This window comes from Streptomyces corallincola (assembly GCF_019104725.1).
Taxonomy (GTDB): Bacteria; Actinomycetota; Actinomycetes; order Streptomycetales; family Streptomycetaceae; genus Streptomyces; species Streptomyces corallincola.
Genome location: NZ_JAHRXF010000003.1, coordinates 188,836 through 211,764, shown reverse-complemented (window position 1 = coordinate 211,764; position 22,929 = coordinate 188,836). Strand labels below are relative to the sequence as shown.

General features: G+C 72.9%; 20 protein-coding genes and 1 pseudogene. 6 read left to right on the top strand and 15 right to left on the bottom strand.

What is annotated here, in order from left to right; genetic code table 11:
* Positions 1 to 184 precede the first annotated feature (184 nt).
* The 5 genes from KUM39_RS03945 to KUM39_RS03925 all read left to right on the top strand — a co-directional run bounded on the left by KUM39_RS03945 (position 185) and on the right by KUM39_RS03925 (position 4,993).
* Entirely contained in the window at positions 185 to 925 is a 741-nt protein-coding gene (locus tag KUM39_RS03945) for an ABC transporter ATP-binding protein (protein WP_217783931.1), read from the top strand.
* Positions 907 to 2,352, top strand: coding sequence for a hypothetical protein (locus tag KUM39_RS03940; protein WP_217783930.1), 1,446 nt, complete (start codon positions 907 to 909; stop codon positions 2,350 to 2,352). The genes KUM39_RS03945 and KUM39_RS03940 overlap by 19 nt, the downstream gene beginning before the upstream one ends.
* Positions 2,353 to 2,491: 139 nt before the next feature.
* The gene (locus KUM39_RS03935; protein WP_217783929.1) at positions 2,492 to 2,899 is read left to right on the top strand and encodes a VOC family protein; all 408 of its coding nucleotides are present in this window, start codon (positions 2,492 to 2,494) and stop codon (positions 2,897 to 2,899) included.
* Positions 2,900 to 3,004: 105 nt separating this feature from the next.
* A complete protein-coding gene (locus tag KUM39_RS03930) occupies positions 3,005 to 4,132 on the top strand; it encodes an LOG family protein (protein ID WP_308288030.1) in 1,128 nt (375 codons plus the stop codon).
* Between the two features lie 162 nt (positions 4,133 to 4,294).
* Positions 4,295 to 4,993 carry an LAETG motif-containing sortase-dependent surface protein gene (locus tag KUM39_RS03925; protein ID WP_217783927.1) on the top strand — a complete coding sequence of 233 codons (699 nt, stop codon included), beginning with the start codon at positions 4,295 to 4,297 and terminating at the stop codon, positions 4,991 to 4,993.
* A gap of 80 nt (positions 4,994 to 5,073) precedes the next feature.
* Here KUM39_RS03925 and KUM39_RS03920 read toward each other — a convergent pair whose 3' ends face one another.
* The 11 genes from KUM39_RS03920 to rpsB all read right to left on the bottom strand — a co-directional run bounded on the left by KUM39_RS03920 (position 5,074) and on the right by rpsB (position 17,376).
* Entirely contained in the window at positions 5,074 to 6,111 is a 1,038-nt protein-coding gene (locus tag KUM39_RS03920) for an ABC transporter ATP-binding protein (protein WP_217784015.1), read from the bottom strand.
* Between the two features lie 43 nt (positions 6,112 to 6,154).
* Positions 6,155 to 7,834, bottom strand: coding sequence for an ABC transporter permease (locus KUM39_RS03915; RefSeq protein ID WP_217783926.1), 1,680 nt, complete (start codon positions 7,832 to 7,834; stop codon positions 6,155 to 6,157).
* Positions 7,810 to 8,895, bottom strand: coding sequence for a thiamine ABC transporter substrate-binding protein (locus KUM39_RS03910; protein WP_217783925.1), 1,086 nt, complete (start codon positions 8,893 to 8,895; stop codon positions 7,810 to 7,812). Before KUM39_RS03910 ends, KUM39_RS03915 begins: the two co-directional genes overlap by 25 nt.
* Positions 8,896 to 9,162: 267 nt before the next feature.
* Positions 9,163 to 10,269 carry a dual-specificity RNA methyltransferase RlmN gene (rlmN, locus tag KUM39_RS03905; RefSeq protein ID WP_217783924.1) on the bottom strand — a complete coding sequence of 369 codons (1,107 nt, stop codon included), beginning with the start codon at positions 10,267 to 10,269 and terminating at the stop codon, positions 9,163 to 9,165.
* Positions 10,270 to 10,347: 78 nt separating this feature from the next.
* Entirely contained in the window at positions 10,348 to 11,190 is an 843-nt protein-coding gene (locus KUM39_RS03900; protein WP_217783923.1) for a prephenate dehydratase, read from the bottom strand.
* 5 nt (positions 11,191 to 11,195) lie between these two features.
* The gene (locus KUM39_RS03895) at positions 11,196 to 12,122 is read right to left on the bottom strand and encodes an acyl-CoA dehydrogenase family protein (RefSeq protein WP_217783922.1); all 927 of its coding nucleotides are present in this window, start codon (positions 12,120 to 12,122) and stop codon (positions 11,196 to 11,198) included.
* Positions 12,123 to 12,510: 388 nt separating this feature from the next.
* Positions 12,511 to 13,752 (bottom strand): phosphatidate cytidylyltransferase, encoded by a 1,242-nt coding sequence (locus tag KUM39_RS03890; RefSeq protein WP_217783921.1) that lies wholly within the window; start codon positions 13,750 to 13,752, stop codon positions 12,511 to 12,513.
* Positions 13,752 to 14,309, bottom strand: coding sequence for a ribosome recycling factor (gene frr / locus KUM39_RS03885; protein WP_217783920.1), 558 nt, complete (start codon positions 14,307 to 14,309; stop codon positions 13,752 to 13,754). Before frr ends, KUM39_RS03890 begins: the two co-directional genes overlap by 1 nt.
* A 216-nt stretch (positions 14,310 to 14,525) precedes the next feature.
* A complete protein-coding gene (gene pyrH, locus KUM39_RS03880) occupies positions 14,526 to 15,284 on the bottom strand; it encodes a UMP kinase (RefSeq protein WP_217783919.1) in 759 nt (252 codons plus the stop codon).
* Positions 15,285 to 15,475: 191 nt separating this feature from the next.
* Positions 15,476 to 16,312, bottom strand: a complete 837-nt coding sequence (tsf, locus tag KUM39_RS03875) for a translation elongation factor Ts (protein ID WP_217783918.1) — start codon at positions 16,310 to 16,312, stop codon at positions 15,476 to 15,478.
* Positions 16,313 to 16,467: 155 nt separating this feature from the next.
* On the bottom strand, positions 16,468 to 17,376 hold the full coding sequence (gene rpsB / locus KUM39_RS03870; RefSeq protein WP_217783917.1) for a 30S ribosomal protein S2: 909 nt from the start codon (positions 17,374 to 17,376) through the stop codon (positions 16,468 to 16,470).
* A gap of 272 nt (positions 17,377 to 17,648) precedes the next feature.
* Here rpsB and KUM39_RS03865 point away from each other — a divergent pair.
* A pseudogene (locus KUM39_RS03865) lies at positions 17,649 to 18,236 on the top strand (peptidoglycan DD-metalloendopeptidase family protein); the annotation flags it as partial.
* Positions 18,237 to 18,250: 14 nt separating this feature from the next.
* On the opposite strand, the gene KUM39_RS03860 reads toward KUM39_RS03865, so the two are convergent.
* From KUM39_RS03860 to KUM39_RS03845, 4 genes are all read right to left on the bottom strand, one after another.
* Complete coding sequence (locus KUM39_RS03860) at positions 18,251 to 18,808, bottom strand: TetR/AcrR family transcriptional regulator (RefSeq protein WP_217784014.1); 558 nt, start codon at positions 18,806 to 18,808, stop codon at positions 18,251 to 18,253.
* A gap of 64 nt (positions 18,809 to 18,872) precedes the next feature.
* Positions 18,873 to 19,715: an RNA polymerase sigma factor WhiG gene (gene whiG / locus KUM39_RS03855; RefSeq protein ID WP_217783916.1), complete on the bottom strand. Its 843-nt coding sequence runs from the start codon at positions 19,713 to 19,715 to the stop codon at positions 18,873 to 18,875.
* Between the two features lie 319 nt (positions 19,716 to 20,034).
* On the bottom strand, positions 20,035 to 21,306 hold the full coding sequence (gene dprA / locus KUM39_RS03850; protein ID WP_217783915.1) for a DNA-processing protein DprA: 1,272 nt from the start codon (positions 21,304 to 21,306) through the stop codon (positions 20,035 to 20,037).
* Complete coding sequence (locus KUM39_RS03845; RefSeq protein ID WP_217783914.1) at positions 21,303 to 22,928, bottom strand: YifB family Mg chelatase-like AAA ATPase; 1,626 nt, start codon at positions 22,926 to 22,928, stop codon at positions 21,303 to 21,305. The genes dprA and KUM39_RS03845 overlap by 4 nt, the downstream gene beginning before the upstream one ends.
* Position 22,929 lies beyond the last annotated feature (1 nt).

Below are 22,929 nucleotides of genomic sequence, written 5' to 3'. Positions count from 1 at the left end.
CGTGTGCTGTCCCGGCAGCCCGGCGGCGGCTGCCTAGCGTGCCCAGTGACCGATCGGCCCAGGCTCTCGTTCCCCCGGAAGGCCCTTTCGTCACACCCCCGGCAACGGGCGCGGCGTGACCCGACGGGGCGGCCCCGGCAGGGACCGGGCACGGGAATACGGATCAGAACCGAGGTGTACGCCAATGGACGCCCCGCCGGACAACGACGTGCTGTGGGCACGGTCGCTGCACTTCACCCACCGTGACGGCTCCCCCGGTATCGCCGGGATCTCGCTCGGCGTGCGGGAGGGCGAGATCCTCGCCGTCTGCGGCCCGCGCGGCAGCGGCAAGACCACCCTGCTGCGCTGCCTCTCCGGGCAGGTGCGGCCCGACCAGGGCGAGATCTGGTTCAACAGCGCCCCCACCCACACGCTGGGACCCGTCGCCCGCGAACGGCTGCGCCGCGACCGGTACGGCTGGATCGACCCCGCCCCCGTCCTCGTACCGGAGCTGAACGCCTGGGAGAACGCGGCGCTGCCGCTGATGCTGCGTGGCACGGGCCGCCGCCGGGCCAAGGCCGCCGCGCTGGAGTGGCTGGAGCGGCTGGACGTGGGCGAGCGGGCCCGCAGGCGTCCGCGCTCGCTGACGCTGGCCGAGCGGCAGCGGGTGTGCGTCGCGCGTGCCCTCGCCGGCGGCCCGACCGTGCTGTTCGCGGACGAGCCGACCGCGCCCCTGCACCGCGCCGACCGCGCGCACGCGCTGCGCACCCTCACCACCGCCGCCCGCTCGCACGGCATCACCGTGGTGCTGGCCACGCACGACTCCGAGACGGCGGCGCTCGCGGACCGCACGGTGTCGCTGCTGGACGGGCGGCGCGTGAAGACCGTGCACCTGCCGGAGACGACGGAGACGGAGGGCCGGGCCGCGTGGTCGCTCTCCGTCTGACCCGCGCGGGCCGTCCCGCCGTGCAGTTCCGCCGCCTGCTGGTGGCGGCGGCCTCGGCGGGCACCGGCTTCCTCCTCCTCGGTGCCCTCGGGCACGCCCTCGGCCACCCCGGTACGGCGGGTGCCGCGCTGCGGCTCGCCTGGTGCGTGGTACCGGTCGCGGCCACCGTGTACTTCGCACCGGCGGTGGCCCGCACCGACCCCGGCACCCGGCCCCGGCCGGGGCTGTCCGCCGTGGGCCTCGGCCCGGCCCGGCTGACCCTGGTCTCGGTGCTCACCACGGCGCTGGCGACCGTCCTCGGCTCGCTGCTGGCGCTGCTGTTCTTCCTGCACCTGCGCGGCGACCTGTCCGGCCTGCCCTTCGACCGCGCGGGCCGCCAGTTCCTCGCCGCCGGGCGCCCGTTCCCGGTCCCGGCGGCGCTGACCCTCCTCGCGGTCGTCCCGGTGCTCGCCTGCGCGGCCGTGGGCCTGGCCCTGCGCCCGCGCCGCGACCCCCGCCCGGCACGCCGCCGGGTCGTCCGCGGCCTCGGTGGCCACACCGACACGGCGGCGCCCCGCGAGACGTTCGGCGCGTACGGCAGGTTCGGCGCACGGGCCCGCGCGGGCGCGGTGGCCGCGGAGCCGGGTCCCGGTACGACCGCCGTGGGGACGGTCCCGGCGCCCGGCGACGGCAGCGGCACGCCGGAGGCCCGTACGGGTACGGCGACGGAGGCGCCCGACGACCACGCGCCCCAGGACCCGGCGGACGGGGACCCGTTGGCCGGGGACCGCGCCCCTGAGGACGAGCGGGGCGACGACGACGCCTCCCTCCTCGCCGACGAGCCCACCCGCGAGGTCCCCGCCGGGCTGCCCTGGGGCGTCGCCGCCCTCGCGGCGGGCCTGGCCGCGCAGGCGTACGGGGGCCCCGCGCTGTCCGTCCGGGCGCTCACCGCGCTCCCGGCGGAGGCGACCACGGTCCTAATCGGCTGGGCGGTGACCGCGTTCGGACTGGTCCTCGCGGCCCCCGGACTCACCTATCTCTGCGGGCAGTTGACGCAGGCGGTCCGGCCGGGCGCGCTGCGGCTGCTCGCGGGCCGGGGCCTGATGGCCGAGGCCGTACGGATCGGCCGCCCGCTCGGTGTGGTCTGCGCGGTCGGCTCGGCCGCGTACGCGCTGACCGTGCTGTACCGGGGGCCCGCCGCCTCCTTCGGGCCGCTCGCGCTGCTGGGCGCGGGCGTGGTGGTGGGCTGCACGGTGGCGACCCTGCTGACGGCGGCCGTGGAGGCACGCCAGGACCGCGCCGGTACCACCGCCGCGCTGGTCCGCCTCGGCGCCCCCCGCTCGATGCTGCGGGGGGCCGCCCTGCTGCGGGCCGGGGTGCTGGTCGTGGTGTTCGGCGCGCTGGCCCTGCTGATCGCGGAACTGGCGGCGCTGCCGGGGACGCGCTGAGGGAACCCACCGGGCGCGAGCGCCCGGCCGACCCCGTCGTGACGAGGAGATGTCCGGGCCGCCGATGAGTTTTCCGGCGGCCCGCCGTCTTTTTCCGTGAGCGCGGCAGACGCGCCCAGGACCCTCCAGGGAGAGACCCATGTACCAGCAGATGATCTTCGTGAACCTGGTCACCTCCGATGTCCCCGCCACCCGGAGGTTCGTGACGGAGCTGGGCTGGACGGTCAACGAGCGGTTCAGCACCGAGGAGTGCGTGAGCGCCGTCATCAGCGACACCGTCGTGGCGATGTTCATGACCCGCGAGCACTACGCGCGGTTCACGGACAAGGAGGTCGTGGACTCGGCCAAGGCCAGCGAGGTGCTGCTCTGCCTGAGCGCCGAGAGCCGCGCGAAGGTGGACGAGCTGGTGGAGCGGGCCATCGCGGCGGGCGGTACCGCGCACGGCGACACCCAGGACCAGGGGTTCATGTACGGCCGCGGTTTCGACGACCTCGACGGGCACTCCTGGGAGGTCGTGTGGATGGACCCGGCGGTCGCCGAGGGCTGACCCCTGCCCCGCCGCGCGGTGGTGGCGGCCGGTGCGCGGTGACGGTCCGGGCGGCCGGTCGCCGGACCGCGTCCGTCCGGCCCGGCCGTCCGTAGCATGGGCGGGGTGTCCTCTTCGATACCCGCCCAGCCGCACCGGGCCGCCCATGACCAGGAGATCGAGTCGCTCGCGGAGTTCGACCGGGTGGTGGCCGCGCACGGCTCGCTCGCCCGGTACCGCGTGCAGGCCGTCGATCTGACCGACCGCACCGCGGAGTTGCTCGCCCTCGACACCGAGGGCGCCGTCTTCCTCGGCTGTCCGATGGCCCCGGAGGCGTCCGCCCGCGTCCGCGCGTCCGGCGCCCTGGTCTTCCCGCCGGTGCCGGGCCTCCCCTTCGACCCGTACCGCGGATTCGTCCACACCCCCGACGAGTTGTTCGCCTCGCTCGCGGACGGCTACGACGCGACACCGGACGCGCGGGCCTACGCGTGGTTCCGGCGGACCAGGTCCGACGGCGACGTCTTCGCCTCGATGCTCCGCGCGGTGCACGACGAGTCCGTCTCCGACGCGCTGGACGAACTCCTCGCCGGGCAGCCGGTGGTGGGCGTCATGGGCGGCCACGCGATGGAGCGCGGCACCGACGCCTACGCGGGTGCCGCGCGGCTCGGCCGGGAGCTGGCCCGGTCCGGGTTCACGGTCGCCACCGGGGGCGGCCCCGGCGCGATGGAGGCGGCCAACCTCGGTGCCTACGCGGCTCCCTACGGCGACGCCATGCTGGAGGACGCGCTGCGCACCCTCGGCAAGACCCCGTCGTTCCGGCCGTCGGTGACCGACTGGGCGCGGGCCGCGTTCGAGGTGCGGGCGCGCTTCCCGGAGGGCGGCCCTTCGGTGGGGATCCCCACCTGGTTCTACGGCCACGAGCCGCCGAACGCCTTCGCCGCGCACATCGCCAAGTACTTCGCCAACGCCACCCGCGAGGACGGACTGCTGGCCCGCTCGACGGCCGGGGTGGTGTTCCTGCCCGGCGCGGCCGGCACCGTGCAGGAGGTCTTCGACAACGCGACACCCAACTACTACGGCTCGCGCGGCGGGCCCACCCCGATGGTGCTCGTGGACGAGGAGCACTGGACGCGGACCCTGCCCGTCTGGCCGCTTCTCCAGGCGCTCGCCCGGGGACGGGAGATGGAGTCCCGTATCGCCCTCGTTGACCGGATCGAGCAGGCTCCGGCGGCGCTGAAACGTCTCGGCAGTTAATAAGAAGGTAAAGCCGACGGGCATGTGCCGTTTGGGCGTTGACAGTTCTTACGGGGCGCTTATAGACCAGTGAGACTCCCAGGGGGCGCTGGGACGCCTTCACGTTCTCGTCCCAACTCCCCCTCAGCCCCCCGCAGTTATGCACTCTGAAAAGGACAGACTTTGTCCATATCTCGTCGTGGCGCACGCCGTTCCGTGCGCGTCCTGGGTGTCGCCTCCGCGTCCGCCGCGCTCGCTCTCGGTCTGGCCGGGCAGGCACTCGCGTGCGACATCAAGGACTTCTCCGCCACCGCCGCGTGTGACGGCGGCAAGGGCACCATCACCGTCAAGGACATCGACCGCTCGGGCGCCGAGGCCGAGGTGACGCTGTTCGTCAAGAGCCTCGCCGGTGTCGAGACGCAGGCCGGGCAGCCGCAGACGGTCAAGGGTTCGTCGGCGGGCACCCTGCTGACCTTCCAGGAGGACTGGAAGGCGGACACCACGTACCGCATCCACGTCACCGCCAACCGCGGCCAGGTGGACGCGGACATCTCCCCGGCCCTCACCACCCCCGCCAAGGGCTGCGCGACCGAGTCGGCGCCCGCGAGCACCCCTCCGGCCTCCACCGAGCCGTCCCCGACGCCCTCCAGGACCGACGCGTCCCCGACGCCGTCGGCCTCCGAGAGCACCTCCACCGCTCCGGCCAGTGCCGTCCCGAGCGACAACGCACCGTCCCCGGCCGTCGGTGACTCCAACCTCGCCGAGACCGGTGCCAACTCCAACACCGGCCTGATCGCGGGCGTCGCGGGCGCCTTGGTCGTCGTCGGCGGCGGAGCCGTCTGGTTCGGCATGCGCCGCCGCGGGGCCAACGGCAACAGCTGACCCCGCAGCACCCACGTACACAGCGGCGGCCCGTCTCCCCAGGAGGGAGACGGGCCGCCGTCGTACCGCGTCAACCACTCTCACCCAGAAGGCTGTTGACGCAGGACGACCGTCTCCTCCGCGTCGAACTCCACGCCCACCGCGTCCCCGGTCTCCGGCGCCGACCGCAGCGCGCAGGCCGCCTCCAGGGCCGGGCCGCCGTCGCGCGGCAGGAGCCGTACGGCGACGTGGGTGCCCTTGAAGGTGCGGGCGGTAACCGTGCAGGGACGCCCCTCGTCGGCGGGGAGCAGCCGCACCCCGGCGGGCCGCACCAGCACCGGGTGCTCGCCCTGCGGGGAGCCGTCGGGGACGGGGAGCTTGCCCCAGGGGGTGTCCGCGCAGCCGCCCGCGACGGTGCCGGGGACGACGTTGTCGAAGCCGAGGAAGCGCGCGACGAACTCGTCCGCCGGGCGCTGCCACACGTCGAGGGGCGTACCGGACTGGGCGATCCGCCCGTCCCGCATCACCACCACCCGGTCGGCCAGCGCGAACGCCTCGCCCTGGTCGTGCGTGACGGCGAGCACGGTCGTGCCCAACCGCCCGAAGAGTTCCCGGAGTTCGACCACCAGGCGTTCGCGCAGCGAGCGGTCGAGCTGGCCGAGGGGTTCGTCCAGCATCAGCAGCCGGGGCCGGGGAGCGAGCGCCCGGGCGAGCGCGACGCGCTGCTGTTCGCCGCCGGAGAGTCCGGCGACGGCCCGGCGCGCGGCGCCCGGCAGCCCGACGAGGTCGAGCAACCGCCCGGTCTCCGCGTCCCGTTCGGCCCTGGACACCTTGTGCATGCGCGGCCCAAAGGCGACGTTGCCACCGACGTCGCGCTGCGGAAAGAGCTGGTGGTCCTGGAACATCAGGCCCACTCCGCGCCGGTGCGCGGGCACCCCGCTCTGATCCCGGCCGTCCAGCAACACCCGCCCGGCGTCGAGGGGTTGGAGCCCGGCGACCGCACGGAGAAGGGTGGACTTACCGCTGCCGCTGGGGCCGAGGACGCACACCACCTCGTGCTCGGCCACATCGAGGGCGACGCCGTCCAGCACGGGACGACCGCCGAAGCGTACGGTCGCGTCTTCGAGGCTCAGCAGCATCGGAACTCCCCGCTCGGCGGGGCCGGTCGCGTCCACGTACGCATCAGAACTCCCCGGTCCGGTCGGTGCGCAGCCGCTCCAGTACCAGCAGGGAGACCGCGCACACCAGCATCAGAATCGTCGAAAGGGCCATCGCCTGGCCGTAGTTGAGATCGCCGGGGCGGCTCAGCAGCCGGGCCACGGCGACGGGCAGGGTCGGATTGTCGGGCCGCGCGATGAACACGGTGGCGCCGAACTCCCCGAGGGACACGGCGAAGGCGAACCCGGCCGCGATGAGCAACGCCCGCCGCACCAGCGGCAGATCGACCTCGCGCCACACCCGCCACGGCGACGCCCCGAGCACGGCGGCGGCCTCCCTGAGCCGCCCGTCCACCGCCCGCAGCACCGGCAGCATGGTCCGTACGACGAAGGGGGCGCCGACCAGCGCCTGCGCCAGCGGCACCAGCAGCCAGGAGTCGCGCAGGTCCAGCGGCGGCCGGTCCAGCGCGATCAGGAACCCGAAGCCGACGGTCACGGCGGACACCCCGAGCGGCAGCATCAGCAGCGCGTCGAACCCGCGCATCAGACGCCCGGTGTTCCGCCGGGTCAGCGCGGCGGCGGCCAGGCCCCCGACCAGCAGCGCGACGGCGGTGGCGGCGACGGCGTACTCCAGCGAGGTCCACACCGCGTGCAGCGGCGCCACCAGGAACGTCCCCCCGTCGGCGTCGGTGAGCGCCCGGTAGTACGCGAAGTCCGGGGCGTCCAGGGAGCGTTGGACCAGCACGGCGAGCGGCAGGAGGAGCAGCACGGCGATGGTGGCGAGGACCCCGGTGAGCAGCGCCCACTGCCCGGCGCCGCGCGGGCGGCGGGCGGTGGTGGCGGGGTCCACCAGGCGCAGCGCGGTCTCCCGGCGCCGTACGGTCCAGGCGTGCACGGCGAGGATGACGGCGACGGCGAGGAACTGCACGAGGGTGAGCACGGCGGCCGTGGAGAGGTCGAAGATCTCGGAGGTCTGCCGGTAGATCTCCACCTCCAGGGTGGAGAAGGTGGGCCCGCCGAGGATCTGCACGACCCCGAAGGAGGTGAAGGTGAACAGGAACACCATCAGCGCGGCGGCGGCCACGGCGGGCGCCAGCGCGGGCAGTGTCACCGTGCGCCACGCGGTGAACGGCCGCGCGCCCAGCATCCGGGCGGCCTGTTCCTGCCGGGGGTCCAGCTGCGCCCAGAGCCCGCCGACGGTACGGACGACGACCGCGTAGTTGAAGAAGACGTGCGCCAGCAGGATCGCCCACACCGTGGTGTCCAGCCGTACGCCCCACAGGTCGTCCAGCAGTCCGCCGCGTCCGACGAGCGCCAGGAACGCGCTGCCCACGACGACCGTGGGCAGCACGAACGGAACGGTGACCACCGCGCGCAGCACGTTCCGGCCGGGGAAGCGGAAGCGGGCGAAGACGTACGCGGCGGGCAGCGCCAGCAGCAGGGTGAGCGCGGTGGAGGCGAGCGCCTGCCAGGTGGTGAACCACAGCACGTGCCGGATGTCCGGCTGCGTCACCACGTCCGCGATCCGGCCGAGCTGCCAGCCGGTGTCCGTCCTCAGCCCGCGCGCCACGATCGCGGCGACCGGCCAGGCGAAGAACACCGCGAAGAACGCGACGGGCAGGGCGGTCAGCCCCAGCCGCGCCGCGCCCGCGCGCGCCCGGCCGCGTCCCCTCGCGGCGGCTACTTCAGTACGAGCGAGGTCCACGTCTTGACCCACTGGTCGCGGTTGGCGGCGATGGTGGCGGGCGGCAGCGTCGCCGGGTCCTTGGCGGGCGGACCGTACGTGGTGAACTCGGCGGGCACCCGCGCGCCCTCGGCCACCGGGTAGACGTACATGTTCAGCGGCATGTCCTGCTGGAACTCCTTGGTCAGCAGGAAGTCGATGAACGCCTCGCCGCCCTTGGTGTTCTTCGCGTTGCTGAGCAGTCCGGCGAACTCGATCTGCCGGAAGCAGGTGCCGTCCACGACACCGGTGGGCGCGGTGGCCGGGGGCTTCTTCGCGTAGACGACCTCGGCGGGCGGCGAGGAGGCGTACGACACGACGAGCGGCCGGTCACCGCCCGCCTTCCTCCCCTCGGAGGAGCCGGAGAACTCCTGGTCGTAGGCCTGCTCCCAGCCGTCCACCACCTTGACCCCGTTGGCCCGGAGCTTCTTCCAGTAGCCCTGCCAGCCGTCGTCGCCGTAACGGGCGGCGCTGCCGAGCAGGAAGCCGAGGCCGGGCGAGGAGGTGGCCGCGTTCTCGGTGACCAGGAGGTTCTTGTACTCGGGCTTGACCAGATCGGCGTAGGTCTTCGGCGGGGCGAGGTGGTGCTCGGTGAAGTACGCCTTGTCGTAGTTGACACAGATGTCGCCGTAGTCGATGGGCGTCACCCGGTGCTGGTCCCGGTCGAGCTGGTAGGCGGCGCCGACCGTGGCGAGGCCCTTGGCGGCGTACGGCTGGAAGAGGCCGTTGTCGAGGGCGCGGGAGAGCAGGGTGTTGTCCACGCCGAACAGGACGTCGCCCTGCGGGTTGTCCTTGGTGAGGATCGCCTTGTTGACGGCCTGCCCGGCGTCGCCGTCCTCCAGCACGCGCACCTTGTAGCCGGACCGCTTCTCGAAGTCCTGGAGCACGTTCTTGGAGACGGCCCACGAGTCGTGGCTGACCAGGGTGACGGTCTTGGAGTCGGCGCCGGCCTTGCCGCCGCCGGTGACGCCGGTGGAGCCGCACGCGCTGAGCGCGACGAGACCGAGACCGGCCGCGACCGCCACGAGGGTCTTGTTGGGCACTTGGATGTCCTCCTGGGGTTGACCAGGAAGAGACGCGGCCCCGCCACGGGCTCCGGGTGGGAGCCCGCGACGAGGCGCAACAGCTTGAGTGATGACCGAACTCCCTACCCAGAATGACCTGGGCGAGGTTCAGAGGGTCTGCGGCCCGATCGCCGCACTCTCAGCGCTGTGGCGCTCCCCTGTCGGATGGTGAGTGTTCAGTTGTAGGCGCTTCCGCCTGTTCTCTCGGGACTCCCGGGGGACCCCGGGAATCCTGCTGAGATCAGATTATCGCTCCGTGGCGGCGAGCTGACCACAGGCGCCGTCGATCTCCTGCCCACGGGTGTCCCGGACGGTGACGGGGACGCCGTGGGCGGCGATGGCGTCCACGAACGCCTTCTCGTCCTCGGGGCGGGAGGCGGTCCACTTGGAGCCGGGGGTGGGGTTGAGCGGGATGAGGTTGACGTGCACGGGCCTGCCCCTGAGCATCCGGCCGAGCCGGTCGCCACGCCACGCCTGGTCGTTGATGTCCCGGATGAGCGCGTACTCGATGGACAGCCGACGGCCGGACCTCTCGGCGTACCCGAACCCGGCGTCCAGCACCTCGCGCACCTTCCACCGCGTGTTCACGGGGACGAGGGTGTCGCGCAGCTCGTCGTCGGGGGCGTGCAGGGAGATCGCCAGCCGGCACTTGAAGCCCTCGTCGGCGAAGCGGTGGATCGCGGGCACGAGTCCGACGGTCGAGACGGTGATCCCGCGCTGCGAGAGACCGAGGCCGTCGGGGGCGGGGTCGGTCAGGGCGCGGATGGCACCGACGACGCGGTTGTAGTTGGCGAGCGGCTCGCCCATGCCCATGAACACGATGTTGGACAGCCGTGCGGGCCCGCCGGGTACCTCGCCGTCGCGCAGCGCGCGCATCCCGTCCACGATCTGGTGCACGATCTCGGCGGTGGACAGATTCCGGTCCAGCCCCGCCTGCCCGGTCGCGCAGAACGGGCAGTTCATCCCGCACCCCGCCTGCGAGCTGATGCACATGGTGACCCGGTCCGGATACCGCATCAGCACCGACTCGACCAGCGTCCCGTCGAACAGCTTCCACAGCGTCTTGCGCGTGGTGCCCTGGTCGGTGGAGAGATGCCGGACGACCGTCATCAGCTCCGGGAACAGCGCCTCCCGCAACCGCTCCCGCGACTGGGCGGGGATGTCCGTCCACTCGTCCGGGTCGTGCGCGAACCGGGCGAAGTAGTGCTGCGAGAGCTGCTTGGCCCGAAACGGCTTCTCCCCCGCCTCGGCCACCACCTCCTTCCGCTGCGCAGGCGAAAGATCAGCAAGATGCCGCGGCGGCTTCTTGGCTCCGCGGGGGGCGATGAAGGTGAGTTCTCCGGGCTTGGGCATGGTGGTACCAGTGTCGCAGATCCACATGGGTGACCTGCCGCCCGCACGTCGGCCGGACGGCCGATGTGCGGGGCGCCGCTACGCCGTCTGTTCCGTGCGGCCGGGGGCGGCGGGGTAGACGCCCAGGACGCGGACCTCGGACGAGAAGAAGCGCAGTTCCTCCAGGGCGAGGGCCACGCGCGGTTCCTCGGGATGGCCCTCGATCTCCACGTAGAAGCGGCTCGGGTTGAGTCCGGCTCCGATCTGGTAGCTCTCAATCTTGGTGAGGTTGACGGCGTTGCTGGAGAAGCCGCCGAGTGCCTTGTAGAGGGCGCTCGGGATGTTCCGTACGCAGAAGAAGAGACTCGTCATCGTCGCGGCGCCGTCGTACGGCGGGAGTTCGGCGGTGCGCGAGAGGACCACGAAGCGCGTGGTGTTGTCGGGGTTGTCCTCGGCCTCGGACCTCAGCACGTCCAGCCCGTACAGGCGGCCGGCGGCGGGCGGGGCCAGGGCGGCGTGCCGGGGGTCGCCGAGCAGGGCGACCTCACGGGCGGCGCCGGCGGTGTCGTCGCAGATGAGAGTGCGCCAGCCGCCCTCGCGCAGCGCCTTGCGGCACTGGCCGAGCGCGTGCACATGGCTGCGGACACACTCCACGTCCGCCAGTGTGGCACCGGGAACGCCCACCAGGTCGAACCGGATGGCGAGGAAGTGCTCACCGACGATGGAGAGGCCCGAGTCCGGCAGCAGATGATGGACGTCGGCCACCCGCCCGGCGGTCGAGTTGTCCACCGGGATGACCGCCAGGTCGGCGGTGCCGAGCGCCACGGCGTCCAGCGCCTGCTCGAAGCTCGTACAGGGCACTTCATCGCATCCCGGATAGAGATCGGCGGCCGCCGTGGCGGAGTTCGATCCCTTTTCGCCTTGGTATGCGACCGTCGTCATCTGCGTCACCGTTCGTCGTTGCCCGGATGGCCCGCGGGCAGGAGTTCCGTCACGAAGCGGACGTGCTGGAGGAGCGGGGCGCTGTCCCGCACCACTGCTTCGAGGGGATCGCCGTCACCTCCGCGCGCACGGGACACCGACCGTTCGTAGGCCAGGGCCACGGCATGGTGTGCCACCGCCGCCACCCGGCCGACCGACTCGGCCAGTTCCGCGACTTCGTGCACCAGCGTAGGCGTTGCGGGGCCGGGTGCCGAACGGGCGCGGGCGGTGAAGGCCCTCCGCTCGGCGGCGACCACGGCGACGAGGTCGGCGGCGCCGGAGCGGGCCGCGTCCACCGGGCCGTCCCCGGCGGTGCCGGAGGCGTCCGCGCGGGCCGACTCCTCGATCACACGGCGGGCGGCGCCCAGGGCCATCGACGCGACCGCCAGCCAGTGGAACAGGGCGTCCTCGCTGCGCAGGGCCGTGCCCCCGGAGCGGGCCGTGAACCCGGCGGGCACGAACGCCCCGTCCGTCCGTGCCGTACCGTCCCCGGTGTCGGCGAGCGTGGCGGCGGGGACCACGAAGACGTCCGGTGCGCCGCCGGCGAGGGGCAGGGCCAGCCACGGCTGGTCCGCCGCCGGGGCGGGCAGGTGCCACCGCCCGGACAGCAGATACCCGCCGGGGTCGGCGGAGACGTCCGGGGTGCCGTCGGCCGGGAGGGCGGTGGTCAGCGGCGCCGCCCAGTTCCAGGCGGCGGTGTAGGACTCCCAGGCACCCGCCGGATGGAGGTGACCGCGCTGCTCGAAGATCTCGACGAGCGTCGCCGGGTCCGTGACGGGACCGGTACCGGCCGTCCGCTCTGCGTGCGTGCGAGGCCCGGTGGCACCCGGCAGCGGGGCCGGCTCGGAGCCGTTGGGAAGGTGCTGAATGGGCCCGTCAGGCAGATCGGACACGGACTGCGGCTGATACGGAAACCAGACAGTAGGGCTGTCGTTCAAGGCGTACCAACTTCCAAGGGTGGTTCACACCGAGGACAGACTTCTCCCGGTGCTGGGGGTCGGCGTTCCCCCGCCGACAACCTGCGTGAACGAGGTTGTCCACCAGAACCGTCGGACAGCTCCGGCCGACGGTGGTGCGTCGATTTTACACAGCGGGTAAGGGGCGCCCCGAAAGGGAAACATATGAGGTTTTTCACGACGTATGCCCAAGTTCCGCCGCTGCACGGCCCCTTGAAGCGGTCGCCCGGGCGCCGCTGCCTTGTCCGGGGCGCGGACGAAGACGGCCCCGCCCCCCGGAAGGATCTTCCGGGGGGCGGGGCCGGAGCCGTGGGACGGACCGGTCTCAGGACGAGCCGACGAACGCCACCAGCAACAGCCACACCACCGGCGCCGTGGGCAACAGGGAGTCCAGGCGGTCCATGATGCCGCCGTGGCCCGGGAGCAGGGTGCCCATGTCCTTGATGCCGAGGTCCCTCTTGATCATGGACTCACCCAGGTCGCCCAGCGTCGCACTGGCCGCCACCGCGAGGCCCAGCAGCAGACCCTGCCACCACACACCCCCGTCGATGAGGAACTGCATGCACAGCGCGCCCGCGGCCATCGCGAAGAGGACCGCACCGACCAGGCCCTCCCGGGTCTTGCCGGGGCTGATGCGGGGGGCGAGTTTGTGGGTGCCGAAGCGCCAGCCGACGGCGTAGGCGCCGGTGTCGCTGACCACGGTGAGGATGAGAAAGGTCAGGACGCGCCAGGGGCCGTCGTGGGCGGTGAGCAACAACGCCACGAAGGTCGCCAGGAACGGGACGTAGAACGCGGCGAAGAGACCGGCGGTGACGTCCTTGAGGTAGCCCTCGGGGGGCTCCGTCATCCGCCAGACCAGCACCGCCAGCGCGGTGAGCGCCATCGCGACCCACGCGCCCTCGGCCCCGCGCACGTACCCGGCGACGACCATCGCGGCGCCACCGACCGCCAGCGGCACCAGCGGGGCCTTGATGTCCTTGCGCTCGCGGAGCCTGCTGGTCAGCTCCCAGAGGCCGACCACCACGGCGACCGCGATGACCCCGACGAACACGGCCTTGACGACGAACAGCGAGGCGATGATCACCACGCCGAGCCCGACCCCGACCCCTATGGCCGAGCCCAGGTCACGGCCCGCGCTCTTCTTCGGCGGCACGGGCGCCGGCTGGGGCGCGGGTGCCGGCTGCGGGGCGTCGGACATGGGCTCCGGATTCTGCGTCGGGCGGTACGGCGGATGTTCCAGGGCCGAGTGGTCCAGGACTGGATGGTCCGGGGCCCGGTGGTCCGGAACCGGATCGTAGGGAACCGGATGGTCCGGGGCCGGGGCGGCGGGCGGGTTCTGCCACGGCCGCCGGGCGTGGTCCTGGTCGGCGCCGTACGCGGGCTCGTCGGGCACGATGGGCATGGGGCGAGTCTGGTGCGCCGCGGGCGCGTCGTACGCGGGACCCGCCGGAGCGGCCCCCTGGGGCGGCCCACCCTCGGTGGGCCCCCAGTGACCGGCCTGCCCGGCCCGGCCCGCCTGCCCGGCCCGACCGGCCTGCGGCGGCGCTCCCCAGGAAGAGTCGCTCATCAGACTTCGAGCAGCTCCGCTTCCTTGTGCTTGAGCAGCTCGTCCACCTGCGCCACGTACTTGGCGGTGGTGTCGTCCAGCTCCTTCTCGGCGCGACGGCCCTCGTCCTCGCCGGTCTCGCCGTCCTTGATCAGCTTGTCGATGGCGTCCTTGGCCTTGCGGCGCACCGAGCGGATCGAGATCTTGGCGTCCTCGCCCTTGGTCTTGGCGACCTTGATGTAGTCGCGGCGGCGCTCCTCGGTCAGCTCCGGGAACACCACGCGGATGATGTTGCCGTCGTTGCTCGGGTTGACGCCCAGGTCGGAGTCGCGGATCGCCTGCTCGATGTTGCGCAGCGCGCTCTTGTCGAACGGCGTCACGACCGCCATGCGGGGCTCCGGCACGGAGAACGACGCGAGCTGGTTGATCGGCGTCGGGGCACCGTAGTAGTCCGCCACGATCTTGTTGAACATCGCCGGGTGCGCACGGCCGGTGCGGATCGCGGCGAAGTCCTCCTTGGCGACCACGACGGCCTTCTCCATCTTCTCCTCGGCTTCGAGGAGGGTCTCTTCGATCACCACTAGCTCCTGCGTGTCTTGAGTGCGGCCCGGCCTCGGTGTGCCCCCGGTTGAGGGGCCGCGGCCGGCTGCGTCGCGTCTTCGGGTCCTGCACGTCGTGCTGCACGGTTCCCGACCGTGCAGGACATTGTCCATCCTCCGGCCGGAGTACGTCCCCCGCGCCCGGACCCTCGCGTCCCGCCGGGGGCGGGGGCCGGTGTGCGCGGGCTGCGCCGGTCAGTCCCGGCTGGCCTGTTCGCCCACCAGGGTGCCGATCTTCTCACCCTTGACGGCCCGCGCGATATTGCCCTCCGCGAGCAGTTCGAACACGAGGATCGGCAGCTTGTTGTCGCGGCACAGGGTGATCGCGGTGGCGTCGGCGACCTTGAGGTCCCGGGTGATGACCTCGCCGTAGCCGAGGGCGTCGAACTTGACGGCGCCGGGGTTGGTCTTGGGGTCGGAGTCGTAGACCCCGTCCACCCCGTTCTTGCCCATGAGCAGGGCCTCGGCGTCGATCTCCAGGGCGCGCTGGGCGGCGGTGGTGTCGGTGGAGAAGTACGGCATGCCCATGCCCGCGCCGAAGATGACGACGCGCCCCTTCTCCAGGTGGCGCACGGCACGCAGCGGGATGTACGGCTCGGCGACCTGGCCCATCGTGATGGCGGTCTGCACGCGGCTGTCGATGCCCTCCTTCTCGAGGAAGTCCTGGAGGGCGAGGCAGTTCATGACGGTGCCGAGCATGCCCATGTAGTCGGAGCGGGCCCGGTCCATGCCGCGCTGCTGGAGCTCCGCGCCGCGGAAGAAGTTGCCGCCGCCGATGACGACCGCGATCTCCGCGCCGTCGCGGACGACGGCCGCGATCTCACGGGCGATCTTGTGCACCACGTCGGGGTCCACGCCGAGGCCGCCGCCGCCGGAGAACGCCTCTCCGGACAGCTTCAGCAGAAACCGGCCGCTCAGTTTGCCGTCGTCGCTCTTCGGAGCCTTGGTGGTCATGGAGATCCCGCCTCTTTCACGTGGTGCACATACGAAGAAGGCCATTGCCGGTGAGGTCGCTTTTCGCTCCCATGCACGGCAATGGCCTCCTTGTCAGATCTGCCGCCGTCCCCCGCCCCAGCTGTGCCGGGGTACGCGGACGACTGCGTACGACGACCCTATAGGGGCCGCGCGTCGATCGCGGTACGGACTCAGATGCCGACCTTGATGCGCGTGAAGCGCTTCAGGGTGACACCGGCCTCGTCCAGCACCTTCTGGACCGACTTCTTGTTGTCCAGGGCGTACGGCTGGCCGAGCAGCGTGGCGTCCTTGAAGAAGCCGTTGACGCGACCCTCGACGATCTTGGCGATCGCGGCCTCGGGCTTGCCCTCGGCGCGGGTGGTCTCCTCGGCGATACGACGCTCGGACTCGACGACCTCGGCCGGGACGTCCTCCTGCGCGAGGTACTTCGGGGCGAACGCGGCGATGTGCTGCGCGATGCCCTTGGAGATCTCGGCGTTGGGCTTGTCCAGCTCGACGAGGACACCGATCTGCGGGGGCAGGTCGGGCATCGTGCGGTGCATGTACGCGGTGACGAAGCCGTCGGTGAACTGCGCGAAGCGGTCCAGGACGATCTTCTCGCCGAGGTTGGCGTTGGCCTCGTCCACGAACGCCTGGACGGTCTTGCCGGGCTCGATCTCGGAGGCGAGCAGGGCCTCCAGGTCGGCCGGGGCGGTCTTCGCCACGTGCTCGGCGATGGTGCGGGCCACGGCCTGGAACTTGTCACCCTTGGCGACGAAGTCCGTCTCGCACTTCAGCTCGACCAGGACGCCGGAGGAGTTGTCGTCGGCGATGATGGAGACCACGGCGCCGTTCTCGGCGGAGCGGCCCTCGCGCTTGGCGACGCCCTTCTGGCCCTTGATGCGCAGCGCCTCGACGGCCTTCTCGACGTTGCCGTCGGCCTCGTCCAGCGCCTTCTTGCAGTCCATCATGCCGGCGCCGGTCAGCTCACGGAGCTTCTTGACGTCGGCGGCGGTGTAGTTCGCCATGAGTCTGTGAGTCTTTCTGGAAGTCTGTGGAAGATCGGGATCCGCGCGATCCGCGACCCGCGGGGGAACGCGGACCGCGGACCGTTCAGCGACCTACGGGTGGACGGCGGGGGCGGACTTCAGGTCGCGTCCCCCGCCGTCGGCACCGTCGTGGGTCAGGCCTGCTCGGCCTCGGCGGCCTTCTCGCCCTCGGCCTCGGCGGCGGGGGCCTCGGCCGGAGCGGCCTCCTCGGCCTCGGCGGCCGGAGCGGTCTCCTCGGCGGGGGCGGCGTCGGCCGGAGCCTCGTCCTTCTTGTCACCCTCGAGCAGGTCGCGCTCCCAGGCGGCGAGCGGCTCACCGGCGGCCTTCTCACCCTTGTCACCGGTGGCGACACCGGAGCGGGAGATGAGGCCCTCGGCGACGGCGTCGGCGATCACACGGGTGAGCAGCGTGACGGAGCGGATCGCGTCGTCGTTGCCCGGAATCTTGTAATCGACCTCGTCGGGGTCGCAGTTGGTGTCGAGGATGGCGACGACCGGGATGTTGAGCTTCCGGGCCTCACCGACCGCGATGTGCTCCTTCTTGGTGTCCACGACCCAGACGGCGCTGGGCACCTTCTGCATCTCGCGGATACCGCCGAGGGTCTTCTCCAGCTTGGCCTTCTCGCGGGAGAGGACCAGCAGCTCCTTCTTGGTCAGACCGGAGGCCGCGACGTCCTCGAAGTCGATCTGCTCAAGCTCCTTGAGGCGCTGCAGACGCTTGTAGACGGTGGAGAAGTTGGTGAGCATGCCGCCCAGCCAGCGCTGGTTGACGTAGGGCATGCCGACGCGGGTGGCCTGCTCCGCGATGGCCTCCTGCGCCTGCTTCTTCGTGCCGACGAACATGACCGTGCCGCCGTGGGCGACGGTCTCCTTGACGAACTCGTAGGCGCGGTCGATGTACGACAGCGACTGGAGCAGGTCGATGATGTAGATGCCGTTGCGCTCGGTGAAGATGAAGCGCTTCATCTTCGGGTTCCAGCGACGGGTCTGGTGACCGAAGTGGACGCCGCTCTCCAGCAGCTCCCGCATCGTGACGACGGCCATAGCCGTATCTCCTTGGATTTCTCGGTTGTGCCGCGTCCGCCGGGACGGCGGTCGCGCCTGACGCCCGCAGTGCGCCGTGCCACGAAGGACCGAGGGGCGCTCGGCGCGGACCCTGTGGGTACCGTGCCGGGGCGTGCGAAGTCGATCCGGTGACCCGGATCGCCATGAGAAGTGTACGGGACCGCCGGGCCGCCGGGTGACGCCGCTGTCCACAACCCCGCCCCCGTCCACAGTCCGTCCCGCGGACCCCGGAATCGGGGGACGCTGCGGGCATGCGATACGTGAGCGGGGGCCGGGGTGCGGGGCTGTGGCTGGTGCTGTCGGTCCTGCTGGTGTGCGGGTCGGTGGTGCCCGTCGCACGGGCGGGGGCGACGGGTTCGGCGGGCCCGGTGGGTCCCGCGCCCGGAGCGGAAGCGGGCGGTTCCGTGCCCGCGCTGGGCCGCGCCTGGCCGGTCGGCGTCCGCCCACCGGTACTGCGCGCCTGGGACCCGCCCGCGACCGTCTACGGCCCCGGCCACCGGGGCGTGGACCTCGCGGCGGCGGCCGGGGCACCGGTACGGGCCGTGGCGTCCGGCCGGGTGGCCTTCGCGGGCCGGGTCGCCGGACGGGGCGTGCTCACCCTGGACCTGCCGGGCACCGGCCTGCGCACCACGTACGAACCGGTGGCCGCGTCGGTCCGCGAGGGCGAGGAGGTGGCGGCGGGCGCGCTCCTGGGCACGGTCGAGCCGACGGGCTCGCACTGCCCGGCGACCTGCGTGCACTGGGGTCTGCTCCGGGGCGGGACCTACCTCGACCCCCTGTCCCTGCTCCCGCCGTGGCTGCTGCGCAGAGCCCCGTCCCGGCTGCTGCCGGTACCGGGCCGGGCCCCGGCCGGTCAGCCGCGCAGGCCCCGCAGGGCCATGTTCACCGCCGCGTCCGTGATGGTCTCCGGGTCTTCCGCCGCGCCCAGTTCGATACGGCGGACGGCCGCGTCCACGACGCCCTGGAGGAGCATGGCGGCGAGGCGGGGCTCGGTGTGGCCCAGGTGGGCCAGGGCTTCCACGACGATGGCGACGAGGCCGCCGTGGGCGGCGCGGATCTTCTCGCGGGCACCGGCGTCGAGTTCGCTGGCGGAGATGGCGACGACGGCGCGGTGACGGCGGTCTCCGACGAGGGCGAGCTGGCGGCGGACGTACGCCTCGACCCTGTCCTCGGGGGTGGCCGCGTGTTCCATCGCGGCCGAGACCTCGGCGGCCCAGACGGGGAAATCGACCTCGCAGAGTTCCTCGACCACGGCGGCGCGGGAGCGGAAGTACTCGTAGACGGAGGAGCGCGCGAGGCCGGTGCGCTCGGCCAGCGCGGGGAAGGTCAGCGCGTCCGTACCGCCCTCGGACAGCAGGGACCGGGCCGCGTCCAGCAGGGCGGCGCGCTGCATCGACCGGTGCTCGGCCACGGAGGCCGCTCGAATCCTTGGCACGCCCTCCACTGTACGGACCCGGCGGCCGGGCGGGCAGGCGTCAGCGGCCGAAGCTCGCCAGCTTGGCGCGGAGCTGGAGGACGGACTTGGTGTGGATCTGGCTGACCCGGCTCTCCGTGACGCCGAGCACGTTGCCGATCTCCGCGAGGGTGAGGCCCTCGTAGTAGTAGAGCGTGACGACGGTCTTCTCCCGGTCGGGCAGGGTGTTGATGGCGCGTGCGAGGAACCGGCGCAGCTCGCGGTCCTCGGCGACCTCGACGGGGTTGTCGGCGGCCGTGTCCTCCAGCGTGTCCATCAGGCTGAGCCGGTCGCCGCTCTCGCCGCCGACGTGCAGCAGCTCCTCCAGGGCGACGACATTGGCGAGCGAGAGCTGGCTGAACACGGCGTGCAGGTCGTCCACCCGAATGCCCAGTTCGGCGGCGACCTCGCCCTCGCTGGGGGTGCGGCGGAGCCTGGCCTCCAGGGTGGCGTAGGCGCGTTCGACGTTGCGCGCCTTCTGCCGCACCGAGCGCGGGATCCAGTCCAGTGCGCGGAGTTCGTCGATCATCGCGCCCCGGATGCGGGTGATCGCGTACGTCTCGAACTTGATCTCCCGGTCGATGTCGAACTTCTCGATCGCGTCGATGAGTCCGAACACCCCGGAGGAGACGAAGTCCGCCTGTTCGACGTTGGGCGGCAGGCCGACGCTGACCCGGCCGGCCACGTACTTGACCAGCGGTGAGTAGTGCAGGATCAGTTGCTCCCGCAGCCGGTCGTCGCCGGTGGTCTTGTACGAGCGCCACAGTTCGTCGAGGGTCGAGGGAGCGGGCGTCCGCACGCTGCCACCGTCGCGGGCGGCTGGGGGGAGCGCCGCCCGGTCGGACCCGGAGGTGTGCTGGGGCATTCGTCGCCTTGAGCCGTTCTGCCGTGAAGTGCCATGAAGTGCTGCGGGTGGGTGAAATCGGGATGTGCGGGGGGAGGTGGGCCGCCCGGGTGAGCTGTCGGTCTCGTGTCGAGTTGGCGCGGTCTGCGCCGTGACCTTGTGAGCGTAGCGTGACTGCGGGGTCGCGGTGCGCGAACGGCGGGGCCTCACCCGTGCGCGGGCCCCTCCGCCACCCGGCGCCACCCTTCACCCGGCTCCGCCGACGCGACCGGGTGCGGGTGTCAACTCCGGTAAACGCCAAGGGCGTAGGGCGTTCCCCCGGACGGCCGAACCCCTTCGGTCAGCCGGGGCGGGACCCGTTCCGGCCCGCTGTCACCGCCTGGCGTGTCAACTTCCAGCCGTCGCCGTGTCGTTCGACCCAGCCCAGGGCGCGCAGTTCGTACAGTCTGGCGACCGCGTCGTCCGATGTGGTGCGTGCGGCGGCGGCGACTTCGGTGGCCGGGGCGGCGCGGGCGGCGGGGAGCGCGGCGAGGACGGCGCGGGCGGCGGGTTCCAGGAGGTCGCGCGGGAGGACCGGACCGCGCCGGGGCGGCGCGAACTGCCCCATGTCGCCCACGAGTTCGATCACTTCGGCGGCGTCGGTGACCAACGACGCCTCTCCGCGCAGCAGTTCGTGCACCCCGGCGGAGAGTCCGCTGGTGACCGGTCCGGGTACGCCCATGACATGCCGGCCCAGCCGGGCGGCGGCCCGCGCGGTGACCAGGGAGCCGCTGCGGCAGGCGGCCTCCACGACGACGGTGCCTCGGGTGAGCGCCGCGATGACCCGGTTGCGCTGGATGAAACGGCTCGGCGTCGGATGTTCCCCGGGCGGCAACTCCCCGATGACCAGGCCCTGTTCGGCGATACGGTCGATGAGCGCGGTGTGCCCGCGCGGGTAGGGCCGGTCCACTCCGCAGGCGAGTACTGCGACGGTGGCGCCCCTGGCGGCGAGGGCACCCCGATGGGCGGCGCCGTCGATGCCGTAGGCACCGCCCGAGACGACGACCCAGCCGCGCTCCGCGAGGTCGCCCGCGAGCCCGGCGGCGACATGGGCGCCGTACTCGGTGCAGGCCCGCGCCCCGACCACCGCGACCGAGCGCAGCGCCCACATCCGCAGCCCGGCCCGCCCGCGCACCCACAGTCCGGTGGGCCGGGCGTCCTCGAGGTCGTCGAGCTGGCGGGGCCACTCGGAGTCACCGGGGCACACGAACCGTGCTCCGGCGGCCCGCGCGGTGGCGAAGTCCCGCTCCGGGTCGGCGTGCCGGGCGCGGGCGGTCAGCCCGGCCCAGCGTTTCGCCCCGGCACCGGGCAGGGCAGGTCCCCCCTCCCGCAGCCGCCGTACGGTCTCCTCCACCCCGTACTCCCGCAGCCAGCGCCCGCCCGCCTCGTCACCGGGCTCCAGCACCCGGGCCAGGAAGACCCGCTCCAGCCGTTCCCCATCGACGGCCTCGTGCGCGCTCCCCCCGGCCTCCGCGTAGGCACCGCCCTCCGGCAGCGGACCGGCCACGGGACCGGGGCGGGCGGGGGCGTCCGGCACGTGACCCCGGCCGGGGGTCTCCTCGTACCCCCTCATGTCAGTGCTCCCAGGGCCATCGGAACGGCGCGCGGCACGCCCGTGCGGAGTTGCAGCGCGAGGCAGACGTCGGAGGCGTCCGGGCGGGGGTGCCCGACGAGGTCCGCGACGGTCCAGGCGACGCGGAGGACCCGGTCGATGCCCCGCGCGGTCAGCACACCGCGTTCGAGATTGCGCTCGGCTTCGTCCATCGCGCCGGTGACGGCGTGGAAGCGGCTGCGCAGTTCGCGTCCGGGCACCTCGGCGTTGGTGCGCCAGGGGGTGTCCGCGAGCCGGGCGGCGGCCCGTTCACGGGCGGTCCGGACGCGGTCGGCGACGACGGCCGTGGACTCGCCCCGCGCGCCCGGCGCGGTGAGCTGGGCGCGAGTCACCGGATCGACCTCCACCCGGAGGTCCACCCGGTCGAGCAGCGGGCCGGACAGCCGGGCCTGGTAGCGGCGGATCGCGGACGGCGGACAGTCGCACAGCCCCTCGCGCTGCGAGAAACGCCCGCAGGGGCAGGGGTTGGCGGCCAGCACCATCAGGAAGCGCGCCGGGAAGCGGACCACGCCCGCGCTGCGCGCGATGACGACCTGCCCGGACTCCAGCGGCTGCCGCAGCGCGTCCAGGGCCTGCCCGTGGAACTCGGGGGCCTCGTCGAGGAACAGCACGCCCCGGTGGGCCAGCGAGACCGCGCCGGGCCGGGCGATGCCCTGGCCGCCGCCGACGAGGGACTGCATGGTGGCCGAGTGGTGCGGGGCGCAGTAGGGGGCCGTGCCGATCAGCGGTTTGCCCGGCGGGAGCAGTCCGGCGATCGAGTGGACGGCGGTGACCTGGAGGGATTCCTCCCGGCCGAGCCGGGGCAGGACGGCGGGCAGCCGTTCGGCCAGCATGGTCTTCCCGGCGCCGGGCGGGCCCTCGAGGAACAGGTGATGTCCACCGGCCGCCGACACCTCCACGGCGGTGCGGGCCGAGGTCTGGCCGACCACGTCCGCGAGGTCCCGGTCCGGTTCGTCGGACGCGGTGCCGAAGCCGCGCATCCCGGTGGCCGCGCCCGCGCCGGGCACCCGGAGCCCGGCCATGAGCGGGTCGGGGCGGCCGAAGTCGTCCCGCTCCTCGTCGGGGACGGGTTCGTCGGCGAGGACCGCGATGAGCTGGCGCAGGCTGCGGATGCCGAGGACCGACACGTTCGGTACGAGCGCGGCCTCGGCGGCGGCGCACTCGGGCACCACCACCTGTTCGTATCCGGCGTCGGCGGCGGCGAGCACGGCGGGGAGGATGCCCCGCACCGGGCGCACCCGGCCGTCGAGGCCCAGTTCGCCGATCATGACGATGTCGGCCAGGACCCGTGGATCGACGCGTTCGGCGGCGCCGAGGACGGCGGCGGCCACGGCCAGGTCGAAACCGCTGCCGCTCTTCGGCACGGAGGCCGGGCTCAGTCCCACGGTGAGCTTCTTCGAGGGCCAGACCGCCCCCGAGTTGACCACGGCGGCCCGGACCCGGTCCCGGCTCTCCGAGAGGCTCTTGTCGGGCAGCCCGACCAGCGTGAAGGCGGCCACCCCGGGTTCCAGGTCGGCCTGGACCTCCACGACCACGCCCTCGACACCGACCAGGGCGACCGAGCACGTACGGGCGAATCCCATC

What these genes read in the sequence shown, in the direction of transcription:
- KUM39_RS03890 (WP_217783921.1), bottom strand. Translation starts at nt 13,752, where the DNA reads ATGAGCGACTCTTCCTGGGGAGCGCCGCCGCAGGCCGGTCGGGCCGGG.
- whiG (WP_217783916.1), bottom strand. Translation starts at nt 19,715, where the DNA reads ATGCCCCAGCACACCTCCGGGTCCGACCGGGCGGCGCTCCCCCCAGCC.
- KUM39_RS03900 (WP_217783923.1), bottom strand. Translation starts at nt 11,190, where the DNA reads ATGACGACGGTCGCATACCAAGGCGAAAAGGGATCGAACTCCGCCACG.
- dprA (WP_217783915.1), bottom strand. Translation starts at nt 21,306, where the DNA reads ATGAGGGGGTACGAGGAGACCCCCGGCCGGGGTCACGTGCCGGACGCC.
- KUM39_RS03845 (WP_217783914.1), bottom strand. Translation starts at nt 22,928, where the DNA reads ATGGGATTCGCCCGTACGTGCTCGGTCGCCCTGGTCGGTGTCGAGGGC.
- tsf (WP_217783918.1), bottom strand. Translation starts at nt 16,312, where the DNA reads ATGGCGAACTACACCGCCGCCGACGTCAAGAAGCTCCGTGAGCTGACC.
- rpsB (WP_217783917.1), bottom strand. Translation starts at nt 17,376, where the DNA reads ATGGCCGTCGTCACGATGCGGGAGCTGCTGGAGAGCGGCGTCCACTTC.
- KUM39_RS03920 (WP_217784015.1), bottom strand. Translation starts at nt 6,111, where the DNA reads ATGCTGCTGAGCCTCGAAGACGCGACCGTACGCTTCGGCGGTCGTCCC.
- KUM39_RS03935 (WP_217783929.1), top strand. Translation starts at nt 2,492, where the DNA reads ATGTACCAGCAGATGATCTTCGTGAACCTGGTCACCTCCGATGTCCCC.
- rlmN (WP_217783924.1), bottom strand. Translation starts at nt 10,269, where the DNA reads ATGCCCAAGCCCGGAGAACTCACCTTCATCGCCCCCCGCGGAGCCAAG.
- KUM39_RS03945 (WP_217783931.1), top strand. Translation starts at nt 185, where the DNA reads ATGGACGCCCCGCCGGACAACGACGTGCTGTGGGCACGGTCGCTGCAC.
- pyrH (WP_217783919.1), bottom strand. Translation starts at nt 15,284, where the DNA reads ATGACCACCAAGGCTCCGAAGAGCGACGACGGCAAACTGAGCGGCCGG.